Below are 23,179 nucleotides of genomic sequence, written 5' to 3' on the forward strand. Positions count from 1 at the left end.
CACGAATGCGCTGGATCAATCAGCACATGTTTCGAATGTGCCGGCCCCTTCGCGAGCAAGCCCGTTCCCACCAAAAGCACCCCGCGCAAGACGCTCAGTGAACTCGAATAACAATCCACAGAGGTTGAATCATGGCTGTAACCCCTGATCGTGCAAGCAACAAACCGTTGATCGAAAGGCGTTCGATCGACTACATCCCGGAAGCGGAAAGACACGGTCGTCTGTTTAGCCAGTTCACCCTGTGGATGGGTGCGAATCTGCAAATCACTGCGATTGTCACCGGGGCTCTGGCCGTGGTGCTGGGCGGTGATGTGTTCTGGTCGTTGATCGGTCTGTTGATCGGTCAACTGCTGGGCGGCGGCGTGATGGCGCTGCATGCGGCGCAAGGGCCGAAGCTGGGCCTGCCGCAGATGATTTCCAGCCGCGTGCAATTTGGCGTGTACGGTGCGGCGATCCCGATCGTGCTGGTGTGCCTGATGTACCTGGGTTTCACCGCCACCGGTACGGTGCTTTCCGGTCAGGCGCTGGGCCAGTTGTTTGGCGTCAGCGACACCGTCGGCATCCTGCTGTTCGCCAGTGTCATCGTGCTGGTTACGGTGCTTGGCTATCGGGTGATCCACTGGATCGGCCGGGTCGCCAGTGTGATTGGCGTGATTGCCTTTGTGTATCTGTTCAGCCGTCTGCTGAGCCAGGTGGACGTTGGCGCACTCCTGCAAATTCGCCACTTCAGCTGGAGCAGCTTCCTGCTGGCGGTGTCGCTCGCGGCGTCCTGGCAGATCGCTTTCGGCCCTTATGTGGCGGACTACTCGCGTTACCTGCCGAGCAAGATTTCCTCGGTGAAAACCTTCTTTGCCGCTGGCGCAGGTTCGGTCATCGGCGCGCAGGTGGCGATGGTCCTCGGCGTGTTCGCGGCAGCTTCGGCCAACGGCCAGTTCGCCGGTCACGAAGTGGCCTACATCGTCGGGCTGGGCGGCACCGGGGCCACCGCCGCGCTGCTGTACTTCAGCATCGCGTTCGGCAAGGTGACCATCTCGACGCTGAACTCCTACGGCAGCTTCATGTGCATCGCGACCATCATCAGCGGCTTCCGTGGCCACCTGACGGTCTCGCGCCTGCAGCGTCTGGTGTTCGTGCTGGTGATCGTCAGTGCGGCCACCCTGATCGCCTTGCTCGGTCAGCACTCGTTCCTCGGTGCGTTCAAGTCTTTCATTCTGTTCCTGCTGGCGTTCTTCACGCCATGGAGCGCGATCAACCTGGTCGACTACTACTGCATCACCCGCGAGCGCTATGACGTGCCGGCGCTGGCCGATCCGAACGGTCGTTACGGGCGCTGGAACCTGCTCGGGATCAGCATCTATGTGTTCGGTGTGCTGGTGCAGTTGCCGTTCATCTCCACCAAGTTCTACACCGGCCCGCTGGTGGCGGCCCTCGGTGATGTGGATATCTCCTGGATCATCGGTCTGGTGTTGCCTGCCGCGCTGTATTACCTGTGCGCGAAAAAATGGCACGGCTCGGTGCCCGATCACCTGATTCTGCCGGTCGAGCAGAACAGCGATGTACAACCTGAAAAAAGTGGGGCCAGTCGCGCTGCGGCGCAGGCCTGACTGGACGTGGACAGGGCTGGATGCCTCTTGAACTGCCGTAAGCCAATTCATGATTAGGAGCGTCGCGACAATGAAATCGAACAAGACCCTGCTGACCACATTGCTGTCCATGGGCCTGTTGGCCGGTGCCGGTGCGACTCAGGCGGCTGGCTGGTGCGAATCGGGCAAACCGGTGAAGTTTGCCGGCCTGAACTGGGAAAGCGGCATGCTGCTGACCGACGTCCTGCAAGTGGTGCTGGAGAAAGGCTACGACTGCAAGACCGACAGCCTGCCGGGCAACTCCATCACCATGGAGAACGCCCTGAGCAGCAACGACATTCAAGTGTTCGCCGAAGAGTGGGTCGGCCGCAGCGATGTCTGGAACAAGGCCGAGAAGGCCGGCAAGGTCGTCGGTGTCGGCGCGCCGATCGTTGGTGCGGTCGAAGGCTGGTACGTGCCGCGCTATGTGATCGAAGGCGACGCCAAGCGCAAGCTTGAGCCAAAAGCGCCGGACCTGAAAAACATCGCCGATCTGGGCAAATACGCGGCCATTTTCAAAGACGCCGAAGAGCCGTCCAAGGGCCGCTTCTACAACTGCCCGGCCGGCTGGACCTGCGAGCTGGACAACAGCGAAATGCTCAAGAGCTACGGCCTGGAAAACAGCTACACCAACTTCCGTCCGGGCACCGGCCCGGCGCTGGATGCGGCGGTGCTGTCGAGCTACAAGCGTGGCGAGCCGATCCTGTTCTACTACTGGACGCCAACCCCGCTGATGGGCCAGATCGATGCGGTCAAACTCGAAGAAAAACCGGGCGTCGACAAGAGCCTGAGCATCAAGGTCGGCCTGTCGAAAGCCTTCCACGAGCAAGCCCCGGAACTGGTGGCCGTGCTGGAAAAGGTCAACCTGCCGATCGACCTGCTGAACCAGAACCTGGGACGCATGGCGAAGGAACGTATCGAGTCGCCGAAGCTGGCGAAAATCTTCCTCAAGGAACATCCTGAAGTCTGGCATGCGTGGGTCAGTGACGACGCTGCCAAAAAAATCGACGCGGCGCTGTAGGTCGATACCTCCCGGTCAACCGTGAGGCTGGCCGGGAGATATGCCGTAAATCGCTTGATTGAGATTTCTGATTGAGAGCCGCTTATGTTTCCCGAAAGATTTACCTTTTCCATCGCCGACTGGGTCAACGGTTGGGTCGATGCGCTGGTCACCAACTACGGTGATGTGTTTCGCCACATCTCGGACACGCTGCTGTGGGCCATCGTCAACCTCGAAGGCCTGCTGCGTGCGGCGCCGTGGTGGTTGATGCTGGCGATCGTCGGCGTCGTCGCCTGGCACGCCACGCGTAAAGTCGTCACGACTGCGGTCATCGTCGGTCTGCTGTTCCTGGTGGGCGCTGTCGGCCTGTGGGACAAACTCATGCAGACCCTGGCGCTTATGATGGTCGCGACGATCATATCGGTGCTGATCGGCATACCGCTGGGGATTCTCTCGGCGCGCAGCAATCGCCTGCGTTCGGTGCTGATGCCGCTGCTCGACATCATGCAAACCATGCCCAGCTTCGTGTACCTGATTCCGGTGCTGATGCTGTTCGGTCTGGGTAAAGTCCCGGCGATTTTCGCCACGGTGATCTACGCCGCGCCGCCGCTGATCCGCCTGACCGATCTGGGCATCCGCCAGGTCGACGGCGAAGTGATGGAAGCGATCAACGCTTTCGGTGCCAACCGCTGGCAGCAACTGTTCGGCGTGCAACTGCCGCTGGCCCTGCCGAGCATCATGGCCGGGATCAACCAGACCACCATGATGGCCCTGTCGATGGTGGTGATCGCCTCGATGATCGGCGCCCGTGGTCTGGGTGAAGACGTGCTGGTGGGGATTCAGACCCTCAACGTCGGACGCGGCCTCGAAGCCGGTCTGGCGATCGTGATTCTCGCGGTGGTCATCGACCGCATTACTCAGGCGTACGGTCGGCCACGGCATGAGGTGAGCAAATGAGCAACGCAACCGTGAGCAAGATCGAAGTCAAAAACGTCTTCAAGATTTTCGGCAACCGCGCCAAGGACGCACTGGCGATGGTCGGCCAGGGCAAGACCAAGGATCAGGTGCTGAACGAAACCGGTTGCGTGGTCGGGGTCAACGACCTGTCGCTGAGCATCGGCACTGGCGAGATCTTCGTGATCATGGGCCTGTCCGGCTCGGGTAAATCCACTCTGGTGCGCCACTTCAATCGCCTGATCGACCCCACCAGCGGCGCGATCCTGGTCGATGGTGTGGACATCCTGCAATACGACATGGAAGCGCTGCGCGAATTTCGCCGGCACAAGATCAGCATGGTGTTCCAGAGCTTCGGCCTGCTGCCGCACAAGACCGTGATCGAGAACGTCGCCTACGGCCTGAAAGTGCGCGGCGAGAGCAAGCAACTGTGCAACGAGCGCGCCTTGCACTGGATCAACACCGTCGGCCTCAAGGGCTACGAAAACAAATACCCGCACCAGCTCTCCGGCGGCATGCGTCAGCGCGTGGGCCTGGCCCGTGCATTGGCGGCGGACACCGACATCATCCTGATGGACGAAGCGTTCAGTGCGCTGGATCCGCTGATCCGCGCCGAGATGCAGGACCAGTTGCTGGAGCTGCAAAAGACCCTGCACAAGACCATCGTCTTCATCACCCACGACCTCGACGAGGCCGTGCGCATCGGCAACCGCATCGCGATCCTCAAGGACGGCCGCCTGATTCAGGTCGGCACCCCGAGAGAGATCCTGCATTCGCCGGCGGATGAGTATGTCGACCGGTTCGTGCAGCGGCGGGCGGCGGTGGTTTGACAGATTTTGTGGTGAGACAGCTTGTGGTGAGGGGATTTATCCCCGATGGGTGGCGAAGCCGCCCCAAAAATCTGCAGCCTGGCTGCTTCAGGTACACCGCATGCAATCCTGAGGGCTGCTGCGCAGCCCATCGGGGATAAATCCCCTCACCACAGGTTTTTGTATCAACAGAATAGGCATGAGGTTTTAGATGTCCCAGGCTGAAAAAATCATCATCACCGGTAACCCCCTGCGTTGGCAGGACGTGGTCGCCGTCGCCCGTCACGGCGCCACTTTGGAGCTGTCGGGCGAAACCTGGGCGCGCATCGAAAACGCTCAGGGCATCGTCCAGCGCATCGTCGAAAGCGGCGAACGCGCTTACGGCGTCAACACCGGTCTGGGTGGTCTGTCCAACGTCTCGCTGAAGGACGAACAGCTCAGCCAGCTCTCGCGCAATACCTTGCTCAGCCACGCCTGCGGTGTCGGCCCGGTGCTGCCTGATGAGCAGACCCGCGCGATCCTCTGCGCGGCGATCCACAACTACAGCCACGGCAAATCCGGCATTCATCGCCGTGTGGTCGAAGCGCTGCTGGCGTTGCTCAATCGCGGCATCACCCCGCAAGTGCCGGCGCAAGGCTCGGTGGGTTACCTGACGCACATGGCGCACATCGGCATCGCCCTGCTGGGCGTCGGTAATGTCAGCTATCGCGGACAGATCACCTCGGCGCAACAGGCGCTGGCCGAAGAAGGCCTGCAACCGGTGCAGCTCGGTGCGAAGGACGGTTTGTGCCTGGTCAACGGCACCCCGTGCATGACAGGCCTCAGCTGCCTGGCGATTGCCGATGCGACGCGGCTGGTGCAGTGGGCCGACGTGATCGGCGCCATGAGCTTCGAAGCGCAGCGCGGGCAGATTGCCGCGTTCGATGCCGAGATCATCGCGCTCAAGCCACACCCGGGCATGCAGCAGGTCGGGATCAATCTGCGGGCGTTGCTTGATGGCAGTGAAGTGATCGCGGCGAGCCAAGGCATTCGTACTCAGGATGCGCTGAGCATTCGTTCGATCCCGCAGGTGCACGGCGCGGCGCGCGATCAACTGGCGCACGCGATCAAACAGGTCGAAGCCGAGCTCAACGGCTGCACCGACAACCCGCTGCTGCTGGGCACGCCGGAGAATTTCCGGGTGATGTCGCAGGCCAACCCGCACGGTCAGTCGGTGGCGATGGCGGCGGATCTGCTGGCGATTGCCATGGCTGAAATCGGCTCGATTGCCGAGCGTCGTCTCGATCGTCTGGTCAACCCGCACGTCAGCGGTCTGCCGGCGTTTCTGGTGGCCAACCCGGGGGTGAACTCCGGGATGATGATCGTGCAATACGTCGCCGCTTCACTGTGTGCCGAGAACCGCCAACTGGCGCAACCGGCCGTGCTCGACAACTATGTCACCTCCGGCTTGCAGGAGGACCACTTGAGCATGGGCACCAGCGCTGCGCTGAAGCTGCACCGCGCTCTGGAAAACTGCACGCAGATTCTTGCCATCGAATATCTGCTGGCGGCGCAGGCGTTTGAATTTCTCAAGGAACAGCGCTTTGGCACGGGCACTGACCGGGCGTGGCGCCTGCTGCGCGAAACAGTCCCGGCCTACGATCAGGATCGCTGGCTGGCGCCGGATATCGCCGCCGCCGCGAACGTTTTGAAAGACCCGAATTCGCTGCACAACGTACTACCGAATCTGCACTGATTTTTAAAACGCCAGCGTGCCAAGGCGCGGATCGTCCAAAAGGCGAAACGCGACGGACAACGGAATTATCCGGAGCGACTGGCGAGCCAATAACAAACTCTCAAAAGGAGCATTTTAATGACTGCGCTGAACCTGATTCCCGGCCAACTGAGCCTGGCCCAACTGCGTGACGTCTATCAGCACCCGGTCAAACTGACCCTCGACCACAGCGCCTCCGCGCAGATCGAGGCCAGCGTGGCCTGCGTCGAGCAGATCCTCGCCGAGAACCGCACCGCCTACGGCATCAACACCGGTTTCGGCCTGCTGGCTTCGACTCGCATCGCCAGCGAAGACCTGGAAAACCTGCAACGTTCGCTGGTGCTGTCCCACGCCGCCGGTGTCGGCCAGCCGATCAGCGATGAGTTGGTGCGCTTGATCATGGTGCTCAAGGTCAACAGCCTCAGCCGTGGTTTCTCCGGCATCCGCCGCGTGGTGATCGACGCGCTGATCGCGCTGATCAACGCCGAGGTTTATCCGCACATTCCGCTCAAGGGGTCGGTCGGTGCATCCGGTGACCTCGCACCGCTGGCGCACATGTCGCTGGTGCTGCTGGGCGAGGGCAAGGCGCGTTACAAAGGCGAGTGGATGGAAGCCACCGAAGCGCTGAAAGTCGCTGGTCTGACCCCGCTGACCCTGGCGGCGAAAGAAGGTCTGGCACTGCTCAACGGCACTCAAGTGTCCACCGCATTTGCCCTACGCGGTCTGTTTGAAGGTGAAGACCTGTTTGCCGGTGCGCTGGCAATCGGCGGTCTGACGGTTGAAGCGGTGCTCGGTTCGCGCTCGCCGTTTGACGCGCGCATCCACGCGGCCCGTGGGCAGAAAGGCCAGATCGACGCGGCCATGGCTTACCGCGATCTGCTCGGTGAGCGCAGCGAAGTCTCTGATTCGCACCAGAACTGCGAGAAGGTCCAGGACCCGTACTCGCTGCGTTGCCAGCCGCAAGTCATGGGCGCCTGCCTGACCCAGTTCCGCCAGGCCGCTGAAGTGCTGGTGGTCGAAGCCAACGCCGTCTCCGACAACCCGTTGGTATTCGCGGCTGAAGGCGACGTGATTTCCGGTGGTAACTTCCACGCCGAACCGGTGGCCATGGCCGCCGACAACATGGCCCTGGCCATCGCCGAAATCGGCTCGCTGAGCGAGCGCCGCATCTCGCTGATGATGGACAAGCACATGTCGCAGCTGCCGCCGTTCCTGGTGGCCAATGGCGGCGTCAACTCCGGTTTCATGATCGCCCAGGTGACCGCCGCGGCACTGGCCAGCGAGAACAAGGCACTGTCCCATCCGCATTCGGTGGACAGCCTGCCGACCTCGGCCAACCAGGAAGACCACGTGTCGATGGCTCCGGCCGCTGGCAAGCGCCTGTGGGAAATGGCCGAGAACACCCGCGGAATTCTCGCGGTGGAATGGCTGGCGGCGGTGCAGGGGCTGGATTTGCGTAACGGTCTGAAGACCTCGGCCAAGCTGGAGCAGGCGCGGGCGATTCTGCGCAAGGAAGTGCCGTTCTATGAGAAGGACCGCTTCTTTGCGCCGGACATCAATGCGGCGACCGAGTTGTTGGCTTCGCGCTGCCTGACCGAGCTGGTTCCTGCGAAGCTTTTGCCTAGCCTGTAATGGCCTCTTCGCGAGCAAGCCCGCTCCCACAGGGGAATGCATTTCAACTGTGGGAGCGAGCCTGCTCGCGAAATCGATTTTGAATACTGTGGAGACTAAGGGATGAAAACCCTCTGGCAACACTGCCACGTTGCAACCATGGCGCAGGGCGTCTACTCGATCATCGAGGATGCGGCCATTGTGACGTCCGGTGCGCACATCGAGTGGATCGGTCCGCGCAATCTGCTGCCTTCCGGCGAATATCCGGCGGTCAACGATCTGCAAGGCGCGTGGGTCACCCCGGGCCTGATCGACTGCCACACCCACACAGTGTTCGGCGGCAACCGCAGCGGCGAATTCGAGAAGCGCCTGCAAGGCGTCAGCTACGCCGAGATCGCCGCGCAGGGCGGCGGCATCGCCAGCACCGTGCGCGCCACCCGTGAAGCGACTGAAGACGAGCTGTTTGCCAGCGCCGCCAAGCGCCTGAAAAGCCTGATGCGCGACGGCGTGACCACGGTCGAGATGAAGTCTGGCTACGGTCTGGATCTGGCCAGCGAACGCAAGATCCTGCGGGTGATTCGCCGGCTCGCCGCGGAACTGCCGATCAGCGTGCGCAGCACCTGTCTGGCGGCTCATGCGCTGCCGCCGGAGTACAAGGATCGCGCTGACGACTATATCGAGCACATCTGCGCCGAGATGCTTCCGGCGCTGGCCGCCGAAGGGCTGGTCGATGCGGTGGACGCGTTCTGCGAATACCTGGCGTTCTCGCCGGAGCAGGTCGAGCGGGTGTTCATCACCGCGCAAAAACTCGGCCTGCCGGTGAAGCTGCATGCCGAACAACTGTCGTCGCTGCACGGCTCCAGCCTGGCCGCGCGGTATCACGCGTTGTCCGCCGATCATCTGGAGTTCATGGACGAAGACGACGCCATCGCCATGGCCAAGTCCGACACCGTCGCCGTGCTGCTGCCGGGCGCGTTTTATTTCCTGCGCGAAACCCAGTTGCCGCCGATGGACGCCCTGCGCAAACACAAGGTCAAGATCGCCATCGCCAGCGACCTCAACCCCGGCACCTCGCCCGCGCTGTCGCTGCGCCTGATGCTGAACATGGCCTGCACCTGTTTCCGCATGACCCCGGAAGAAGCCCTGGCCGGCGCGACCATTCATGCCGCGCAGGCGCTGGGCATGGCTGACACCCACGGTTCGCTGGAAGTCGGCAAGGTCGCGGATTTCGTCGCCTGGCACATTGATCGCCCGGCGGACCTGGCCTATTGGCTCGGTGGTGATCTGGACAAACGCGTCGTGCGTCACGGCGTCGAATCAAGTCTGTAGGAGAGCGGTTGTGGATAAGGTTCTGAGTTTCAAACAAGGTCGGGTACCGCTGCTGATCAGCATGCCGCATGCCGGCGTGCGTCTGACTCCAGCGGTTGAAGCCGGGCTGATCGCCGATGCGAAAAGCCTGCCGGATACTGACTGGCACATTCCGCAGCTTTACGATTTTGCCGAGGAACTCGGCGCCAGCACGTTGGCCGCCGAGTACTCGCGGTTCGTCATCGACCTCAACCGTCCGTCTGATGACAAGCCGTTGTACGCCGGTGCCACCACCGGGCTGTATCCGGCGACGCTGTTCGATGGCATTCCGTTGTTCCGCGAAGGGCACGAGCCTTCGAAAGCAGAGCGCGCGACCTACCTGGAACAGATCTGGACGCCGTACCACCGCACCCTGCAACAGGAGCTGGCGCGGCTGAAAGCCGAGTTCGGCTATGCGCTGTTGTTCGACGCGCATTCGATCCGCTCGATCATCCCGCACCTGTTCGACGGCAAACTGCCGGACTTCAACCTCGGCACCTTCAACGGCGCGAGCTGCGATCCGCAATTGGCGGAGCAACTGCAGGCGATCTGCGCCCGGCATGGCAATTACAGCCACGTGCTCAACGGGCGCTTCAAGGGCGGCCATATCACTCGCCATTACGGCAACCCCGCCGAGAACATCCACGCGGTGCAGCTGGAACTCTGCCAAAGCACCTATATGGAAGAGTTCGAACCGTTCCGCTACCGCGCCGATCTGGCAGAGCCGACGCGGGTGGTGCTGAAGGAGTTGCTGCAGGGCTATCTGGCCTGGGCAAAGTCGCACTACACCGCATAACCCACTGTGGGAGCGGGCTTGCTCGCGAAGGCGGCGCATCAGGCAACATATGCGTTGAATGACACCGCGCTTTCGCGAGCAAGCCCGCTCCCACAGGTTTTGTATGCAGCAGAAAAATTGTGACTGCGTACGGGCATGCTCATTGACGTAAATCGGGTTTATGATGCCGAACGGCAGAATAATAGAAGTCCCCCCAGGGATGACCTCGACCCCTTACGGAGCGCGCAATGCAGACATTGTTTCCGCAGATCAAACCCCATGCCCGGCACGATCTGGCTGTCGATGACACCCACACGCTGTACGTCGACGAAAGCGGCTCGCCGGAAGGCTTGCCGGTTGTGTTCATCCACGGCGGCCCGGGTGCCGGTTGCGACGCGCAGAGCCGTCGCTATTTCGATCCGAACCTGTATCGCATTGTTACCTTCGACCAGCGCGGCTGCGGACGCTCCACCCCGCACGCCAGCCTGGAAAACAACACCACCTGGGATCTGGTCGCCGACCTCGAGCGTATCCGCAAGCACCTGGGCATCGACAAATGGGTGCTGTTCGGCGGTTCGTGGGGTTCGACCCTGGCGCTGGCCTACGCGCAAACCCACCCGGAGCGCGTACACGGTCTGATCCTGCGAGGGATCTTCCTCTGCCGCCCACAGGAAATCGAGTGGTTCTATCAGGCCGGTGCCAGCCGTCTGTTCCCCGATTACTGGCAGGACTACATCGCGCCGATCCCGCTGGACGAGCGCGACGATCTGCTCAGCGCCTTCCACAAGCGTCTGGTCGGTAACGATCAGATCGCGCAGATGCACGCGGCCAAGGCCTGGTCGACGTGGGAAGGGCGCACCGCGACCCTGCGGCCGAACCCGCTGGTGGTCGACCGCTTCTCCGAGCCGCAGCGCGCCCTGTCGATCGCGCGGATCGAGTGTCACTACTTCACCAACAATGCGTTCCTCGAGCCGAATCAACTGATTCGCGACATGGGCAAGATCGCCCATCTGCCGGGGGTGATCATTCACGGTCGTTACGACGTGATCTGTCCGCTGGACAACGCCTGGGAGCTGCATCAGGCGTGGCCGAACAGCGAGCTGCAGGTGATTCGCGACGCCGGTCACGCCGCGTCCGAACCGGGCATCACCGATGCGCTGGTGCGTGCCGCGAGCAACATGGCCCGTCGCCTGCTCGACCTGCCGCCCGAAGAAGCATGAAGGGGCTTTTACAGCGCGTGCGCGGTGCGCGAGTCGAAGTCGCCGGAGAGATAGTCGGTGCGGTGGATCAGGGTTTACTGGTGCTGGTGGCGGTCGAACCCGACGACACGCGTACCAGTGCCGACAAACTTCTGCATAAGCTGCTTAACTATCGGGTATTCAGTGACGCCGAGGGCAAGATGAATCTGTCCCTGGCGGATGTAGGTGGCGGGTTGCTGCTGGTCTCTCAGTTCACCCTGGCTGCCGACACCAAGAGCGGCTTGCGCCCGAGTTTCTCGACCGCGGCCCCTCCGGCACTGGGCGAGGAATTGTTCGACTATCTATTAAGCAAAGCGAAACAGATGCATGGCACTGTGGCATCAGGTAGATTCGGCGCGGATATGCAGGTGCACCTGGTCAACGATGGCCCGGTAACCTTCCTGTTACAGACATGAAAGCGCTTGAAACATCTTTTCAAGGGCTTTTCGACTGAAAACAGGCGTTTTTCGCGATAAATACTTTGTTACCCCTGATGCGTTGTCACGCGGGCTACTAGATAATCGCGCGCTATGGGGATCAGCGTTCGCTGTTCCATTTTTGACTTAGGTAGAGACTTGTCTGGATCCGATTGGGGAATCATTTTGCCCTAGCGGAGTCGGAACAATGCTCGCCAACCTGGCATATAGATAGCTGGCCGTTGGTTTTTTGATCTGTTTTCGGCGAGGGTTGCTCGTGATTGTTAGTCCCTGTAATGCAGCAAAAATGTCTGCCAAACGCATGCGAAGTGCCCTGGTAGCGGGTTCGGCGCTCCTGTGCCTGCTCAGCGCCGGCCAGCTTTGGGCGTTCAATCTTGACGATGTATCGGCCAAGGCTAAAGAGCTGGCCGGGCAGAAGTTCGAAGCCCCGCGCAGCAACCTGCCGAACGAATTCCGTGACATGAAGTTCGCGGATTACCAGAAAATCCGCTTCCTCACCGAAAAGGCGGAGTGGGCCGATCAGAAGACTCCATTCAAGCTGTCCTTCTACCACCAGGGCATGCACTTCGATACGCCGGTGAAAATCAACGAAATCACGGCGAACACCGTCGAAGAGATCAAATACGATCCGACCCGCTTCGATTTCGGCGACCTCAAGTTCGATCCGAAGGCCACTGAGCAACTGGGCTACGCCGGTTTCCGTGTGCTGTACCCGATCAACAAGGCCGACAAGCAAGACGAAATCATGACCATGCTCGGCGCGAGCTACTTCCGCGTCGTCGGCAAAGGTCACACCTACGGTCTGTCGGCCCGTGGCCTGGCGATCGATACCGCGCTGCCGTCGGGCGAAGAATTCCCGCGTTTCCGCGAGTTCTGGATTCAACAGCCGAAGCCGGGCGACAAGCACCTGGTGATCTTTGCCCTGCTTGATTCGCCGCGTGCCACCGGTGCCTACCGCCTGATCGTGCGCCCGGGCAGCGACACCATTGTCGACGTCAAAGCGCAGATGTTCCTGCGTGACAAGGTCGGCAAACTGGGCATCGCGCCGTTGACCAGCATGTTCCTGTTCGGCGCCAACCAGCCGTCGAAAGTCCTCAACTACCGTCGTGAACTGCACGACTCCAGCGGTCTGTCGATTCATGCCGGCAACGGCGAGTGGATCTGGCGTCCGCTGAACAACCCGAAACACCTGTCCGTGAGCAACTTCAGTGTCGAGAACCCGCGTGGGTTCGGCCTGCTGCAGCGCGGCCGTGACTTCAGCCACTACGAAGACCTCGACGATCGCTACGACAAGCGCCCAAGCGCCTGGATCGAGCCGAAGGGCGAGTGGGGCAAGGGCACCGTTGATCTGGTAGAAATTCCGACTGCCGACGAAACCAACGACAACATCGTTGCCTTCTGGAGTCCGGAAACCATGCCGGAGCCAGGCAAGCCGCTGGACTTCGCCTACCGCATGCACTGGACAATGGACGAAGCGGCGATTCACGCCCCCGACAGCGCCTGGGTCAAGCAGACCCTGCGTTCGACCGGCGACGTCAAACAGTCGAACCTGATCCGTCAGCCGGACGGCAGCGTCGCTTACCTGGTCGACTTCGAAGGTCCATCGCTGGCGGCTCTGGCCCCGGATGCCGACGTGCGCAGTCAGGTCAGCGTTGGCGATAACGCCGAACTGGTCGAGAACAGCGTGCGCTACAACCCGGAAACCAAGGGCTGGCGCCTGACTCTGCGGATGAAGATCAAGGACGCGAGCAAGGCCACCGAGATGCGCGCCGCACTGGTACAGCCAATCGTGACCGCTGATCTGGCCAAGTCTTCGGTACCGGCGTCGAACTCGTCGGTGGCCAAGGCTGACAAGGTCGCGGCCAAGCAACAAGAGAAGGAAGACAAGGAAGCCAAGGCCGCCGAAGCCAAACAGGCCGACGCCAAGCCAACCGCAGATGCCAAGGACAAGGCCAACAAAGACGCCAAGCAGCCAACCGCTGCAAACGCGGCCCCAGCCACACCGGAATCGGCACCGACTGAAGAAGTCCTGACCGAGACCTGGAGCTATCAGTTGCCTGCCGATGAGTAATTCTCAAGTACAGCCGGAGACTCTGTCCGAGTATCTGGCGCATCTGCCGATGACCGACGAGCAGCGCGCGGAACTCGCGGGCTGCCAGTCCTTCAGCGAACTGCACCAACGCCTGTCGTCGTCGACGTTCGACGCCCCTGCCGAAGCCGCCCAGGCTTCGGTGGGCAAGCGTCTGACCCTGAGCACCGCCGAAGAACTCGAAGAGGCGGAAATGCTGGTGCTGGACGCCAGTGGCCGGGTCAGCCTGAAAGCCACGCCGCCGATTCGCCGCACGAAGGTCGTGCCGGAGCCGTGGCGCACCAATATTCTGGTGCGTGGCTGGCGCCGCCTGACCGGGCGCACCAATCCGCCGAAGCCGCCGAAAGACGAGCGCGTTCTGCCGGCTGCGCGCTGGCGCACCGTCGGTTCGATCCGTCGCTACATTCTGTTGCTGCTGATGCTCGGTCAGACCATCGTTGCCGGCTGGTACATGAAAGGCATCATGCCGTACCAGGGCTGGTCGTTCGTCGATCTGGACGAAGTCCTGCACCAGCCGCTGCTGCAAACCGCCACGCAAGTGCTGCCGTATGCACTGCAAACCAGCATCCTGATTCTGTTCGGGATTCTGTTCTGCTGGGTCTCGGCCGGTTTCTGGACCGCGCTGATGGGCTTCCTCGAGTTGCTCACCGGTCACGATAAATACCGTATCTCCGGCAAAAGCGCGGGCAACGAGCCGATTCCGAAAGACGCCCGTACTGCGCTGGTGATGCCGATCTGCAACGAAGACGTGCCGCGGGTATTCGCCGGTCTGCGCGCCACGTTCGAATCGGTCGCGGCCACCGGTGATCTGGATCGCTTCGACTTCTTCGTCCTCAGCGACAGTAACGACACCGATATCTGCGTCGCCGAGCAACAGGCCTGGCTGGATGTCTGCCGTGAAGCCAAAGGCTTCGGCAAGATCTTCTATCGCCGCCGTCGCCGTCGTGTGAAACGCAAGAGCGGCAACCTCGACGACTTCTGCCGTCGCTGGGGTGGTGACTACAAGTACATGGTCGTGCTCGACGCCGACTCGGTGATGAGCGGCGAGTGCCTGACCAGTCTGGTGCGCCTGATGGAAGCCACGCCGGACGCCGGGATCATCCAGACCGCGCCGCGTGCGTCGGGCATGGACACGCTGTATGCGCGCATGCAGCAGTTCGCCACCCGTGTGTACGGTCCGCTGTTCACCGCCGGTCTGCACTTCTGGCAGTTGGGTGAATCCCACTACTGGGGTCACAACGCGATCATCCGCATGAAGCCGTTCATCGACCACTGCGCCTTGGCGCCGTTGCCGGGTAAAGGTGCGTTCTCTGGTGCGATCCTGTCTCACGACTTCGTCGAAGCCGCGCTGATGCGTCGTGCCGGTTGGGGCGTGTGGATTGCCTACGACCTGCCGGGCAGTTACGAAGAGTTGCCGCCAAACCTGCTCGATGAACTCAAGCGTGACCGTCGCTGGTGCCACGGTAACCTGATGAACTTCCGCCTGTTCCTGGTCAAGGGCATGCACCCGGTGCACCGTGCGGTGTTCCTCACCGGCGTGATGTCGTACCTGTCGGCGCCGTTGTGGTTCTTCTTCCTGGTGCTGTCGACCGCGCTGCTGGCGGTGAACACGCTGATGGAGCCGCAGTATTTCCTCGAACCGCGTCAGCTCTATCCGCTGTGGCCACAATGGCACCCGGACAAGGCGATCGCGCTGTTCTCGACCACCATCGTGCTGCTGTTCCTGCCGAAACTGCTGAGCATCATCCTGATCTGGGCCAAAGGCGCGAAAGAGTTCGGCGGCAAGTTCAAGGTGACCCTGTCGATGCTGCTGGAGATGCTGTTCTCCATGCTGCTGGCGCCGGTGCGGATGATTTTCCACACCCGTTTTGTGCTCGCCGCGTTCCTCGGCTGGGCCGCGACCTGGAACTCGCCGCAACGTGACGACGACTCCACCCCATGGAGCGAAGCGGTCAAGCGCCACGGCCCGCAGACCCTGCTGGGTTTCTGCTGGGCACTGCTGGTGATCTGGCTGAACCCGAGCTTCCTGTGGTGGCTGGTGCCGATCGTCGGTTCGCTGATGCTGTCGATCCCGGTGTCGGTGATTTCCAGCCGTGTCGGTCTGGGCCTCAAGTCCCGTGACGAGAGCCTGTTCCTGATCCCCGAGGAATACAATCCGCCGCAGGCGCTGCTGGCGACCGACCAGTACACCCACGAGAACCGTTGGCATGCACTGAACGACGGCTTCGTCCGCGCCGTGGTCGATCCGCAGCAAAACGCCCTGGCGTGCTCGCTGGCGACGGCCCGTCACGGTCAGGCCGAGCCGATCGAGTTGCTGCGTCAGGAGCGTGTGCGTCACGCCCTGAAAGCGGGTCCGGCGGCACTGAGCAACCATGATCGCCTGCAATTGCTGAGCGATCCGGTGGCGCTGGCGCGTCTGCACGAGCTGGTCTGGGCCGAAGGCCACAACGAGTGGCTGGATGCCTGGCGGGCCTCGGTGAAAGCCGATCCGCATGCACCGCTGTTGCCGTTGCGACCGCTGAGCATGCAGGCTCAGCCGGCCTGATAAGAAGCCCCGCCATCCAGCGGGGCTTTTTTATTGTTAAACAAATCGTCCATTAACTCTTGTGCAAAAGAACGAGTGCGTTAGCATCCGTCCCCGAATTGGCGCACCCGGGCATTTTTGCCTATCACTGCTGGTTTTCGCGCCGCACATGCAATGGTTTTGGGGACTTGAAGATGAAGAAGTATCTGTCGATGCTGCTGGTCGGCGTCACGGCACTGGTTGCAGTCAATGCGGCGCACGCCGGCGCAATCGATGACGCGGTCAAGCGCGGCACGTTGAAAGTCGGTATGGATCCGACTTACATGCCGTTCGAAATGACCAACAAGCGCGGCGAGATCATCGGCTTCGAAGTCGACATCCTCAAAGCCATGTCCAAGGCCATGGGCGTCAAGCTGGAGCTGGTGTCCACCGGTTACGACGGGATCATCCCGGCCTTGATGACCGACAAGTTCGACATGATCGGCAGCGGCATGACCCTGACCCAGGAACGCAACCTGCGCCTGAACTTCAGCGAACCGTTCATCGTCGTCGGCCAGACCCTGCTGATCCGCAAGGAGCTGGAAGGCACCATCAAGTCGTATAAAGACCTGAACACCGCCGACTACCGCATCACCTCCAAGCTCGGCACCACCGGTGAGATGGTCGCCAAGAAGCTGATCGCCAAAGCCAAGTACCACGGCTACGACAACGAGCAGGAAGCCGTGCTCGACGTGGTCAACGGCAAGGCCGACGCGTTCATCTACGACGCGCCGTACAACGTGGTCGCGGTGAACAAGGTCGGCGCCGGCAAACTGGTGTTCCTCGATAAGCCGTTCACCTACGAACCGCTGGCCTTCGGTCTGAAGAAGGGTGATTACGACAGCATCAACTTCATCAACAACTTCCTGCACCAGATCCACGAAGACGGCACCTACGATCGCATCCATGACAAGTGGTTCAAGAGCACCGAGTGGCTCAAGGACATGGAATAACACTGGGTCAGTCAGACCGAGTCGCCCCATTCGCGAGCAAGCCCGCTCCCACATTTGAAATGCAGTCCAAATGTGGGAGCGGGCTTGCTCGCGAAGAGGGCCTGCCAGGCAACACAAAATCCGGAACCTGCAATGAAACAGAAAAAAGCCCAATGGCCCTGGCACGTCCTGACCGTGCTGGTGCTGGTCGGCCTGGCGGGCGCGTTGTATTACGCCACGTCGCTGATGTCCTACGAGTGGCGCTGGAATCGCGTGCCGCAGTACTTCGCCTATCAGGCCGAAGAATCCCAGCGTGCCACCGATATCTCCACCGTCACCGAACTGGTGCGCAAGGGCGGCAGCGCGCAGGTCACCCTGCGCAACGACGCCGGTGACGAGCAGCACCTGACTGTCGACGAGAACAGCCTGCAATTCGCTCAGGGCGACGATGTGGCGGAAGGTGACGTCGTGGGCGTGACCCGACATTGGGCGGCAGGGCCGCTGTTGTGGGGCCTTTGGACCACGCTGTGGCTGTCGGTGGTGTCTGGGGTACTCGGTCTGCTGATCGGTCTGGTCACCGGGCTGTGCCGCCTGTCGAACAACCCGACCCTGCGCGACCTGTCGAGCATCTACGTCGAACTGGTGCGCGGCACGCCGCTGCTGGTGCAGATTTTCATTTTCTACTTCTTCATCGGCACGGTGATGAACCTGTCCCGCGAGTTCGCCGGGATCGCCGCGCTGTCGCTGTTCACTGGCGCGTATGTGGCCGAGATCATCCGTTCCGGCGTGCAGTCGATTGCCCGTGGCCAGAACGAAGCGGCGCGTTCGCTGGGTCTGAGCGCCGGCCAGTCGATGCGCCACGTGGTACTGCCGCAAGCGTTCAAACGCGTGCTGCCACCGCTGGCCGGACAGTTCATCAGTCTGGTGAAAGACACCTCGCTGGTGTCGGTGATTGCGATTACCGAGCTGCTGAAAAGCGGTCGCGAAGTCATCACCACCTCGTTTTCGCCGTTCGAGATCCTGTTCTGCGTCGCCGGCCTGTACCTGTTGATCAACCTGCCGCTGTCGAAAATCGCCAGCCGGCTTGAGCGGAGGCTCGCGCAAAGTGATTGAAGTCCGCGAACTGGTAAAAGTCTTCGACACCCGTGGCCAGGTAGTCCGGGCTGTGGATAACGTCAGCACCACGGTGGCCAAGGGCGAAGTGCTGGTGGTGATCGGCCCGTCGGGTTCGGGCAAATCGACCTTCCTGCGCTGCCTCAATGGCCTGGAAGAATTCGACTCGGGCTCGGTGAGCATCGACGGCCTGCAACTGGCCGACCCGAAAACCGACGTCAACGCTTACCGCCGCGAAGTCGGCATGGTCTTTCAGCATTTCAACCTGTTCCCGCACATGACCGTGCTGGAAAACCTCTGCCTGGCGCAGAAAGTCGTGCGCAAGCGCGGGCAAAAGGAAAGCGAGGCCAAGGCCCTGGCGTTGCTGGAAAAGGTCGGTATTGCGCAAAAGGCGCGGGAATACCCGTCACGTCTGTCTGGCGGTCAGCAACAGCGCGTGGCGATTGCCCGGGCGCTGGCGATGGACCCGAAAGTGATGTTGTTCGACGAACCGACTTCGGCCCTCGACCCGGAAATGGTCGGTGAAGTGCTGGATGTGATGAAGAACCTGGCCGTTGAAGGCATGACCATGGTTTGCGTGACCCACGAAATGGGTTTCGCTCGGGAAGTGGCGGATCGGGTGTTGTTCTTCGATCACGGCAAACTGCTGGAAGATGCTTCCCCAGCCGAGTTCTTCGATGCACCGAAGGATCCGCGGGCGCAGGCTTTCCTGCGGCAGGTCCTGTAATTTTCAGCGCCTGATCTAACGCCTTCGCGAGCAAGCCCGCTCCCACAGTTGGCCGAGTTGTCCAGGCGGACGCGGTCTAATGTGGGAGCGGGCTTGCTCGCGAAGGCATCACCTCGGATTTCAATCAACCGAGGTTTTCGGATCACCTCAAACCTTGAACCGCCCCACCAGCATCTGCAGATGCGTCCCCAGCCGCGCCAGCTCAACACTCGACGCCGCGGTCTCTTCACTCGCCGCCGACGTCTGATCCGACACATCCCGCACGTTCAGCACGCTACGGTTGATCTCCTCGGCCACGGCACTCTGCTGCTCGGCTGCCGCTGCAATCTGCTGGTTCATCGCCTGAATCGCCGAGACGGTGCGGGTGATGCTTTCCAGCGAACCGCCGGCACGGCGGGTCAGTTCGACGCTGCTGTCGGTCAGGCTGCGGCTGTTGTCCATGATCGTTGCCACTTGCTGGGTGCCGTTCTGCAGGCCGACGATCAGCTCCTCGATCTCTTCGGTGGACTTCTGCGTGCGCTGGGCGAGGCTGCGGACTTCGTCGGCGACCACCGCAAAACCACGCCCGGCCTCACCGGCACGCGCCGCTTCGATCGCGGCGTTGAGCGCCAGCAGGTTGGTTTGCTGGGCCACCGACTTGATCACGTCAAGCACGCTGCCGATCTTGTCGCTCTCGCGTTTGAGTTCGCCCATGGCTTCGGTCGAATGACCGACTTCAGCGGCCAAACGCTCGATCTGTGCGATCGCTTCACCCACCACTTTGTCGCCTTCGCGGGCCTGTTGATCGGCGGCCACGGCGGCTTCGGAAGCTTCCTCGGCGTTGCGCGCGACTTCCTGCACGGTGGCAGCCATTTCGTTCATGGCGGTGGCGACCTGATCGGTCTCGATCTTCTGATTGTTGACCCCGGCACTGGTCTGCTCGGTCACCGCCGACAGCTCTTCGGCGGCGCTGGCGATCTGCGTAACGCCGTCGCTGATGCCACCGATCAGGTCGCGCAGGCCTTGGGTCATGCTCTGCATCGAACGTTGCAACTGGCCGAGTTCGTCGCGACGCTGCGACACCAGGTTGTGGGTCAGGTCGCCGGCAGCCACGCGTTCGGCGACTTTCAGGGTCTGGTTCAGTGGAATGATGATCTGCCGAGTGATCGCCCACGCCGCCAGCAGGCCGAAGGCCACGGCCAGCAAGGTGGCGATGATCAACTGGTTTTTGGCTGCTGCGGCGTCCGTGTCGCGCACGATAGTCTGAGAGTCGGTGAGTTGTTTGCTGACGTCGGACAGCAGGTCACCCTGCGTCGACATGCGGGCCAGCGCCTTGGCACTGGCGACCTGCGAGTCGCGGAACTGGCTGACGGCTGCGCGGTAAGCCTTGAGCGAGTCGGTGGCCTGCTGCAGGTTGGCGATGTGCTGCTCAGGCAATTTGGCCGGCAGGGTTTCGAGGTTTTTCAGGGCATTGTCGATGGCGTCGAGTGCCGGTTGTTCGGCTTCGGTCTTGCCGCTGTAGGTGTAGCCGCGCACCTGGAAGCGCGCCTGCTGGATCAGTTTGCTCAGGTCGATGACTGCGTTGAACTGGGCGACGCTGTCGCCCTGCAACATGGACTTCTCCACCTCGGCGACCTTGGCCACGGCGTTGTCGGCGGTGGCGCCGAGTTTGCTGCGGGCGTCTTCACGGTTGGCGCCGGCCTGGATCAAGTCGTTGAAGGCGCGCTTGTATTCGGCGACGGCGGCCAGTTGCTGGTCGACCTTCGCTGCGTCAGCCGGCTGTTCAATCTCGCCACGCGCAGTTTGCAGACCACTTTCGAGTTTGCCGAGCAAGTCGTTGACCGCTCCTGGACCTTGTTCGCCCCGGCGCATTTCGTAGTCCAGACGCGCCAGACGCAGATCCTTGGTCAGCTCGTTGAGACTGGAGATAAACCCGAGCTTGTCGCCGCGACTGATGATGCCGTTCATGCCGGTCCAGCCGGTGAAGGTGATCAATAGCGTCAGCAACAGCACCAGGCCGAAACCGATCCCCAGCTTGCGTTTGACGCTGACGTTTCCAAGATTCTCGGCTAACCAACGGTACATGCGACGACTCCCCTCGGACCACTAATTGGACTTATGGGGACTGTATCGGCTGGGGGGTGGCAATCTGTAACCCGATTTGTCTGCCAGCCCCGAATTCCTGTAGGAGCTGACGAGTGCAACGAGGCTGCGATCTTTTGATCTTGCTGTTAAAAAACAAAATCAAAAGATCGCAGCCTGCGGCAGCTCCTACAGGGGAGGCGGTACAGGTATCAGAACAGGCGGGCGAGCAGGGCGGTGACGGCGGTTTCGACGCGCAGGATGCGCTCGCCCAGTTGCACCGGTTGCAGGCCGGACTTGCCCAGCAGGTCGATTTCGTAGGGGATCCAGCCACCCTCGGGGCCGATCGCCAGCGTCACCGGTTCGCTCAATGCGCGCGGGCAGGGCGGGAAGTTACCGGGATGGCCGACGAGACCGAGGGTGCCTTCGCTGATCGCCGGCAGGCGATCTTCGACGAACGGCTTGAAGCGTTTCTCGATGATGATTTCCGGCAGCACGGTATCGCGGGCCTGTTCGAGGCCGAGGATCAGATTCTCGCGAATCGCTTCCGGCTCGAGAAACGGCGTCTGCCAGAAGCTCTTCTCGACGCGGTAGCTGTTGATCAGAATCACCTTCGACACACCCATGGTCGCCACGGTCTGGAACACCCGCCGCAGCATCTTCGGACGCGGCAGGGCCAGTACCAGGGTCAGCGGCAGCTTGGCCGGCGGTGACTGATCGAGGCTGACGCGCAATTCCGCTTCGCCGGCCTCAAGGCGCAGCAGTTCGGCCGAGCCCATCAAGCCATTGATGCGCCCGACCCGCAGGCTGTCGCCGACTTCCGAGCGATGCACTTCCTGCATGTGGGTCAGGCGCCGGTCACGCAGCACGACGCGGTCGGCCGCGATGAAGTCGGCCTCTTCGAGCAACAGCAGGTTCATGCCTGGGTCGCTGGCGGCTGGTCGTTGTGATCGTCGGCCGGATTTTCGTCCGGGCGTTCGCGCTTGCTGACCAGGCTGCCGAACAGAATGCCGATTTCAAACAGCATCCACATCGGTACCGCCAGCAGGGTCTGCGAGAAGATGTCCGGCGGCGTAAGGATCATGCCGACCACGAAGCAGCCGATGATCACGTACGGGCGAATCTTCTTCAGGTATTTGACGTCGACCACGCCGATCCACACCAGCAGCACCACGGCCACCGGGATTTCGAACGCGACGCCGAAGGCGAAGAACAGCGTCATCACGAAGTCGAGGTAACTGGTGATGTCGGTCATCATTTCCACGCCGGCCGGGGTGGCGGCGGCGAAGAATTTGAAGATCAGCGGGAACACGAAGTAATAGGCGAACGCCATGCCGGTGTAGAACAGCAGGATGCTGGACACCAGCAGCGGCACCGCGATGCGTTTCTCATGCTTGTACAGGCCCGGCGCGATGAAGCCCCAGATCTGGTGCAGGATCACCGGAATCGCGAGGAACAGCGAGACCATCATCGTCAGCTTCAGCGGCGTCAGGAACGGCGACGACACATCCGTGGCGATCATCGTCGCGCCGACCGGCAGGTACTGGCGCAGCGGCGTCGAGACGAAGGTGTAGATCTGCTGGGTGAACGCGAACAACCCGGCGAAGATGATGAACACCGCCGCCACACAACGCAGCAGGCGGGTGCGCAACTCGGTGAGGTGCGATACCAGCGGCATGTGCTGGTCGTTTTCAGGGAGATCGCTCATGGGGCTCGCGGCGGCAAAGTGGAGTCGTGAGGCGCTGGTGTGATCGGCGCGGCGTTTGGAGCTACGTGTTCAACCGGAGTTGGCGCCGCGACGGGCACAGGTTCGGTTGTCGCTACGGCAGGTGCAGCGGGCGCGGCTGGCGCATGAATCGTCTGCTCACCCACATGCTCAACCGGCGTCGGCTCCTGCTGAACCGGCGTGAAAATCTTCCGCGCCTCCTGCTCCAGCGACAGAATGTGCTCGTTGTGCAGTTGCCGACGGATCTCGTCGGCACCGATCTCACGTTCAACTTCCTGTTTGATCGCGTTGAAGCTGCGCTTCAGCCTGCCGACCCACAGGCCGGCGGTGCGCGCAGCGCCCGGCAGACGCTCGGGGCCCAGCACCAGCAGGGCGACGAGGCCGACGAGCAGCAGTTCAGAGAAGCTGATACCAAACATTTG

Annotated in this window: 18 protein-coding genes and 1 pseudogene; 15 read left to right on the top strand and 4 right to left on the bottom strand. The window is 61.7% G+C overall.

Annotated features, from left to right (window positions below):
• The first annotated feature begins 131 nt into the window (after positions 1-131).
• From M0814_RS13865 to M0814_RS13935, 15 genes and pseudogenes are all read left to right on the top strand, one after another.
• Positions 132-1,604 carry a cytosine permease gene (locus M0814_RS13865; RefSeq protein ID WP_103485254.1) on the top strand — a complete coding sequence of 491 codons (1,473 nt, stop codon included), beginning with the start codon at positions 132-134 and terminating at the stop codon, positions 1,602-1,604.
• Positions 1,605-1,674: 70 nt separating this feature from the next.
• A complete protein-coding gene (locus tag M0814_RS13870) occupies positions 1,675-2,643 on the top strand; it encodes an ABC transporter substrate-binding protein (RefSeq protein ID WP_103485253.1) in 969 nt (322 codons plus the stop codon).
• An 84-nt stretch (positions 2,644-2,727) separates the two neighbouring features.
• Entirely contained in the window at positions 2,728-3,579 is an 852-nt protein-coding gene (locus M0814_RS13875; protein ID WP_003220813.1) for a proline/glycine betaine ABC transporter permease, read from the top strand.
• A complete protein-coding gene (locus tag M0814_RS13880) occupies positions 3,576-4,406 on the top strand; it encodes a glycine betaine/L-proline ABC transporter ATP-binding protein (protein ID WP_003220814.1) in 831 nt (276 codons plus the stop codon). Before M0814_RS13875 ends, M0814_RS13880 begins: the two co-directional genes overlap by 4 nt.
• 190 nt (positions 4,407-4,596) lie before the next feature.
• On the top strand, positions 4,597-6,120 hold the full coding sequence (hutH, locus tag M0814_RS13885) for a histidine ammonia-lyase (protein ID WP_103485252.1): 1,524 nt from the start codon (positions 4,597-4,599) through the stop codon (positions 6,118-6,120).
• Positions 6,121-6,237: 117 nt separating this feature from the next.
• Positions 6,238-7,770 (top strand): histidine ammonia-lyase, encoded by a 1,533-nt coding sequence (hutH, locus tag M0814_RS13890; protein WP_103485251.1) that lies wholly within the window; start codon positions 6,238-6,240, stop codon positions 7,768-7,770.
• A gap of 102 nt (positions 7,771-7,872) precedes the next feature.
• The gene (gene hutI / locus M0814_RS13895) at positions 7,873-9,078 is read left to right on the top strand and encodes an imidazolonepropionase (protein WP_003220820.1); all 1,206 of its coding nucleotides are present in this window, start codon (positions 7,873-7,875) and stop codon (positions 9,076-9,078) included.
• Positions 9,079-9,088: 10 nt separating this feature from the next.
• A complete protein-coding gene (hutG, locus tag M0814_RS13900; protein WP_103485250.1) occupies positions 9,089-9,892 on the top strand; it encodes an N-formylglutamate deformylase in 804 nt (267 codons plus the stop codon).
• Between the two features lie 227 nt (positions 9,893-10,119).
• Positions 10,120-11,091 (top strand): prolyl aminopeptidase, encoded by a 972-nt coding sequence (gene pip / locus M0814_RS13905; protein WP_003220824.1) that lies wholly within the window; start codon positions 10,120-10,122, stop codon positions 11,089-11,091.
• Positions 11,088-11,525 carry a D-aminoacyl-tRNA deacylase gene (gene dtd / locus M0814_RS13910; protein ID WP_003220826.1) on the top strand — a complete coding sequence of 146 codons (438 nt, stop codon included), beginning with the start codon at positions 11,088-11,090 and terminating at the stop codon, positions 11,523-11,525. Before pip ends, dtd begins: the two co-directional genes overlap by 4 nt.
• A 307-nt stretch (positions 11,526-11,832) precedes the next feature.
• Positions 11,833-13,617, top strand: coding sequence for a glucan biosynthesis protein G (locus M0814_RS13915; protein WP_177434713.1), 1,785 nt, complete (start codon positions 11,833-11,835; stop codon positions 13,615-13,617).
• Positions 13,610-16,236 (top strand): annotated as a pseudogene (gene mdoH, locus M0814_RS13920) (glucans biosynthesis glucosyltransferase MdoH). Before M0814_RS13915 ends, mdoH begins: the two are co-directional and overlap by 8 nt.
• 117 nt (positions 16,237-16,353) lie before the next feature.
• Entirely contained in the window at positions 16,354-17,151 is a 798-nt protein-coding gene (locus M0814_RS13925) for a transporter substrate-binding domain-containing protein (RefSeq protein WP_003220833.1), read from the top strand.
• Between the two features lie 132 nt (positions 17,152-17,283).
• Positions 17,284-18,243 carry an amino acid ABC transporter permease gene (locus M0814_RS13930; RefSeq protein WP_103485248.1) on the top strand — a complete coding sequence of 320 codons (960 nt, stop codon included), beginning with the start codon at positions 17,284-17,286 and terminating at the stop codon, positions 18,241-18,243.
• The gene (locus tag M0814_RS13935) at positions 18,236-18,970 is read left to right on the top strand and encodes an amino acid ABC transporter ATP-binding protein (protein ID WP_097086999.1); all 735 of its coding nucleotides are present in this window, start codon (positions 18,236-18,238) and stop codon (positions 18,968-18,970) included. The genes M0814_RS13930 and M0814_RS13935 overlap by 8 nt, the downstream gene beginning before the upstream one ends.
• Positions 18,971-19,117: 147 nt before the next feature.
• Here the strand turns inward: M0814_RS13935 and M0814_RS13940 are convergent, their stop codons facing one another.
• The 4 genes from M0814_RS13940 to tatB form a co-directional block, all read right to left on the bottom strand.
• Positions 19,118-21,034: a methyl-accepting chemotaxis protein gene (locus tag M0814_RS13940; protein ID WP_003220840.1), complete on the bottom strand. Its 1,917-nt coding sequence runs from the start codon at positions 21,032-21,034 to the stop codon at positions 19,118-19,120.
• Between the two features lie 209 nt (positions 21,035-21,243).
• Positions 21,244-21,951 (bottom strand): 16S rRNA (uracil(1498)-N(3))-methyltransferase, encoded by a 708-nt coding sequence (locus tag M0814_RS13945; RefSeq protein ID WP_103486689.1) that lies wholly within the window; start codon positions 21,949-21,951, stop codon positions 21,244-21,246.
• The gene (gene tatC, locus M0814_RS13950) at positions 21,948-22,739 is read right to left on the bottom strand and encodes a twin-arginine translocase subunit TatC (RefSeq protein WP_003220842.1); all 792 of its coding nucleotides are present in this window, start codon (positions 22,737-22,739) and stop codon (positions 21,948-21,950) included. Before tatC ends, M0814_RS13945 begins: the two co-directional genes overlap by 4 nt.
• Positions 22,736-23,176, bottom strand: coding sequence for a Sec-independent protein translocase protein TatB (tatB, locus tag M0814_RS13955; RefSeq protein ID WP_103486605.1), 441 nt, complete (start codon positions 23,174-23,176; stop codon positions 22,736-22,738). The genes tatC and tatB overlap by 4 nt, the downstream gene beginning before the upstream one ends.
• Positions 23,177-23,179 lie beyond the last annotated feature (3 nt).

Source organism: Pseudomonas sp. MWU12-2020, assembly GCF_023100605.1.
Classification (GTDB): Bacteria; Pseudomonadota; Gammaproteobacteria; order Pseudomonadales; family Pseudomonadaceae; genus Aquipseudomonas; species Aquipseudomonas fluorescens_H.

Bases quoted from the DNA above. Each gene is read 5' to 3' on its own strand.
- M0814_RS13865 (WP_103485254.1), top strand. From the start codon at position 132: ATGGCTGTAACCCCTGATCGTGCAAGCAACAAACCGTTGATCGAAAGG.
- M0814_RS13870 (WP_103485253.1), top strand. From the start codon at position 1,675: ATGAAATCGAACAAGACCCTGCTGACCACATTGCTGTCCATGGGCCTG.
- M0814_RS13875 (WP_003220813.1), top strand. From the start codon at position 2,728: ATGTTTCCCGAAAGATTTACCTTTTCCATCGCCGACTGGGTCAACGGT.
- M0814_RS13880 (WP_003220814.1), top strand. From the start codon at position 3,576: ATGAGCAACGCAACCGTGAGCAAGATCGAAGTCAAAAACGTCTTCAAG.
- hutH (WP_103485252.1), top strand. From the start codon at position 4,597: ATGTCCCAGGCTGAAAAAATCATCATCACCGGTAACCCCCTGCGTTGG.
- hutH (WP_103485251.1), top strand. From the start codon at position 6,238: ATGACTGCGCTGAACCTGATTCCCGGCCAACTGAGCCTGGCCCAACTG.
- hutI (WP_003220820.1), top strand. From the start codon at position 7,873: ATGAAAACCCTCTGGCAACACTGCCACGTTGCAACCATGGCGCAGGGC.
- pip (WP_003220824.1), top strand. From the start codon at position 10,120: ATGCAGACATTGTTTCCGCAGATCAAACCCCATGCCCGGCACGATCTG.
- dtd (WP_003220826.1), top strand. From the start codon at position 11,088: ATGAAGGGGCTTTTACAGCGCGTGCGCGGTGCGCGAGTCGAAGTCGCC.
- M0814_RS13915 (WP_177434713.1), top strand. From the start codon at position 11,833: ATGTCTGCCAAACGCATGCGAAGTGCCCTGGTAGCGGGTTCGGCGCTC.
- M0814_RS13925 (WP_003220833.1), top strand. From the start codon at position 16,354: ATGAAGAAGTATCTGTCGATGCTGCTGGTCGGCGTCACGGCACTGGTT.
- M0814_RS13930 (WP_103485248.1), top strand. From the start codon at position 17,284: ATGAAACAGAAAAAAGCCCAATGGCCCTGGCACGTCCTGACCGTGCTG.
- M0814_RS13940 (WP_003220840.1), bottom strand. From the start codon at position 21,034: ATGTACCGTTGGTTAGCCGAGAATCTTGGAAACGTCAGCGTCAAACGC.
- M0814_RS13945 (WP_103486689.1), bottom strand. From the start codon at position 21,951: ATGAACCTGCTGTTGCTCGAAGAGGCCGACTTCATCGCGGCCGACCGC.
- tatC (WP_003220842.1), bottom strand. From the start codon at position 22,739: ATGAGCGATCTCCCTGAAAACGACCAGCACATGCCGCTGGTATCGCAC.
- tatB (WP_103486605.1), bottom strand. From the start codon at position 23,176: ATGTTTGGTATCAGCTTCTCTGAACTGCTGCTCGTCGGCCTCGTCGCC.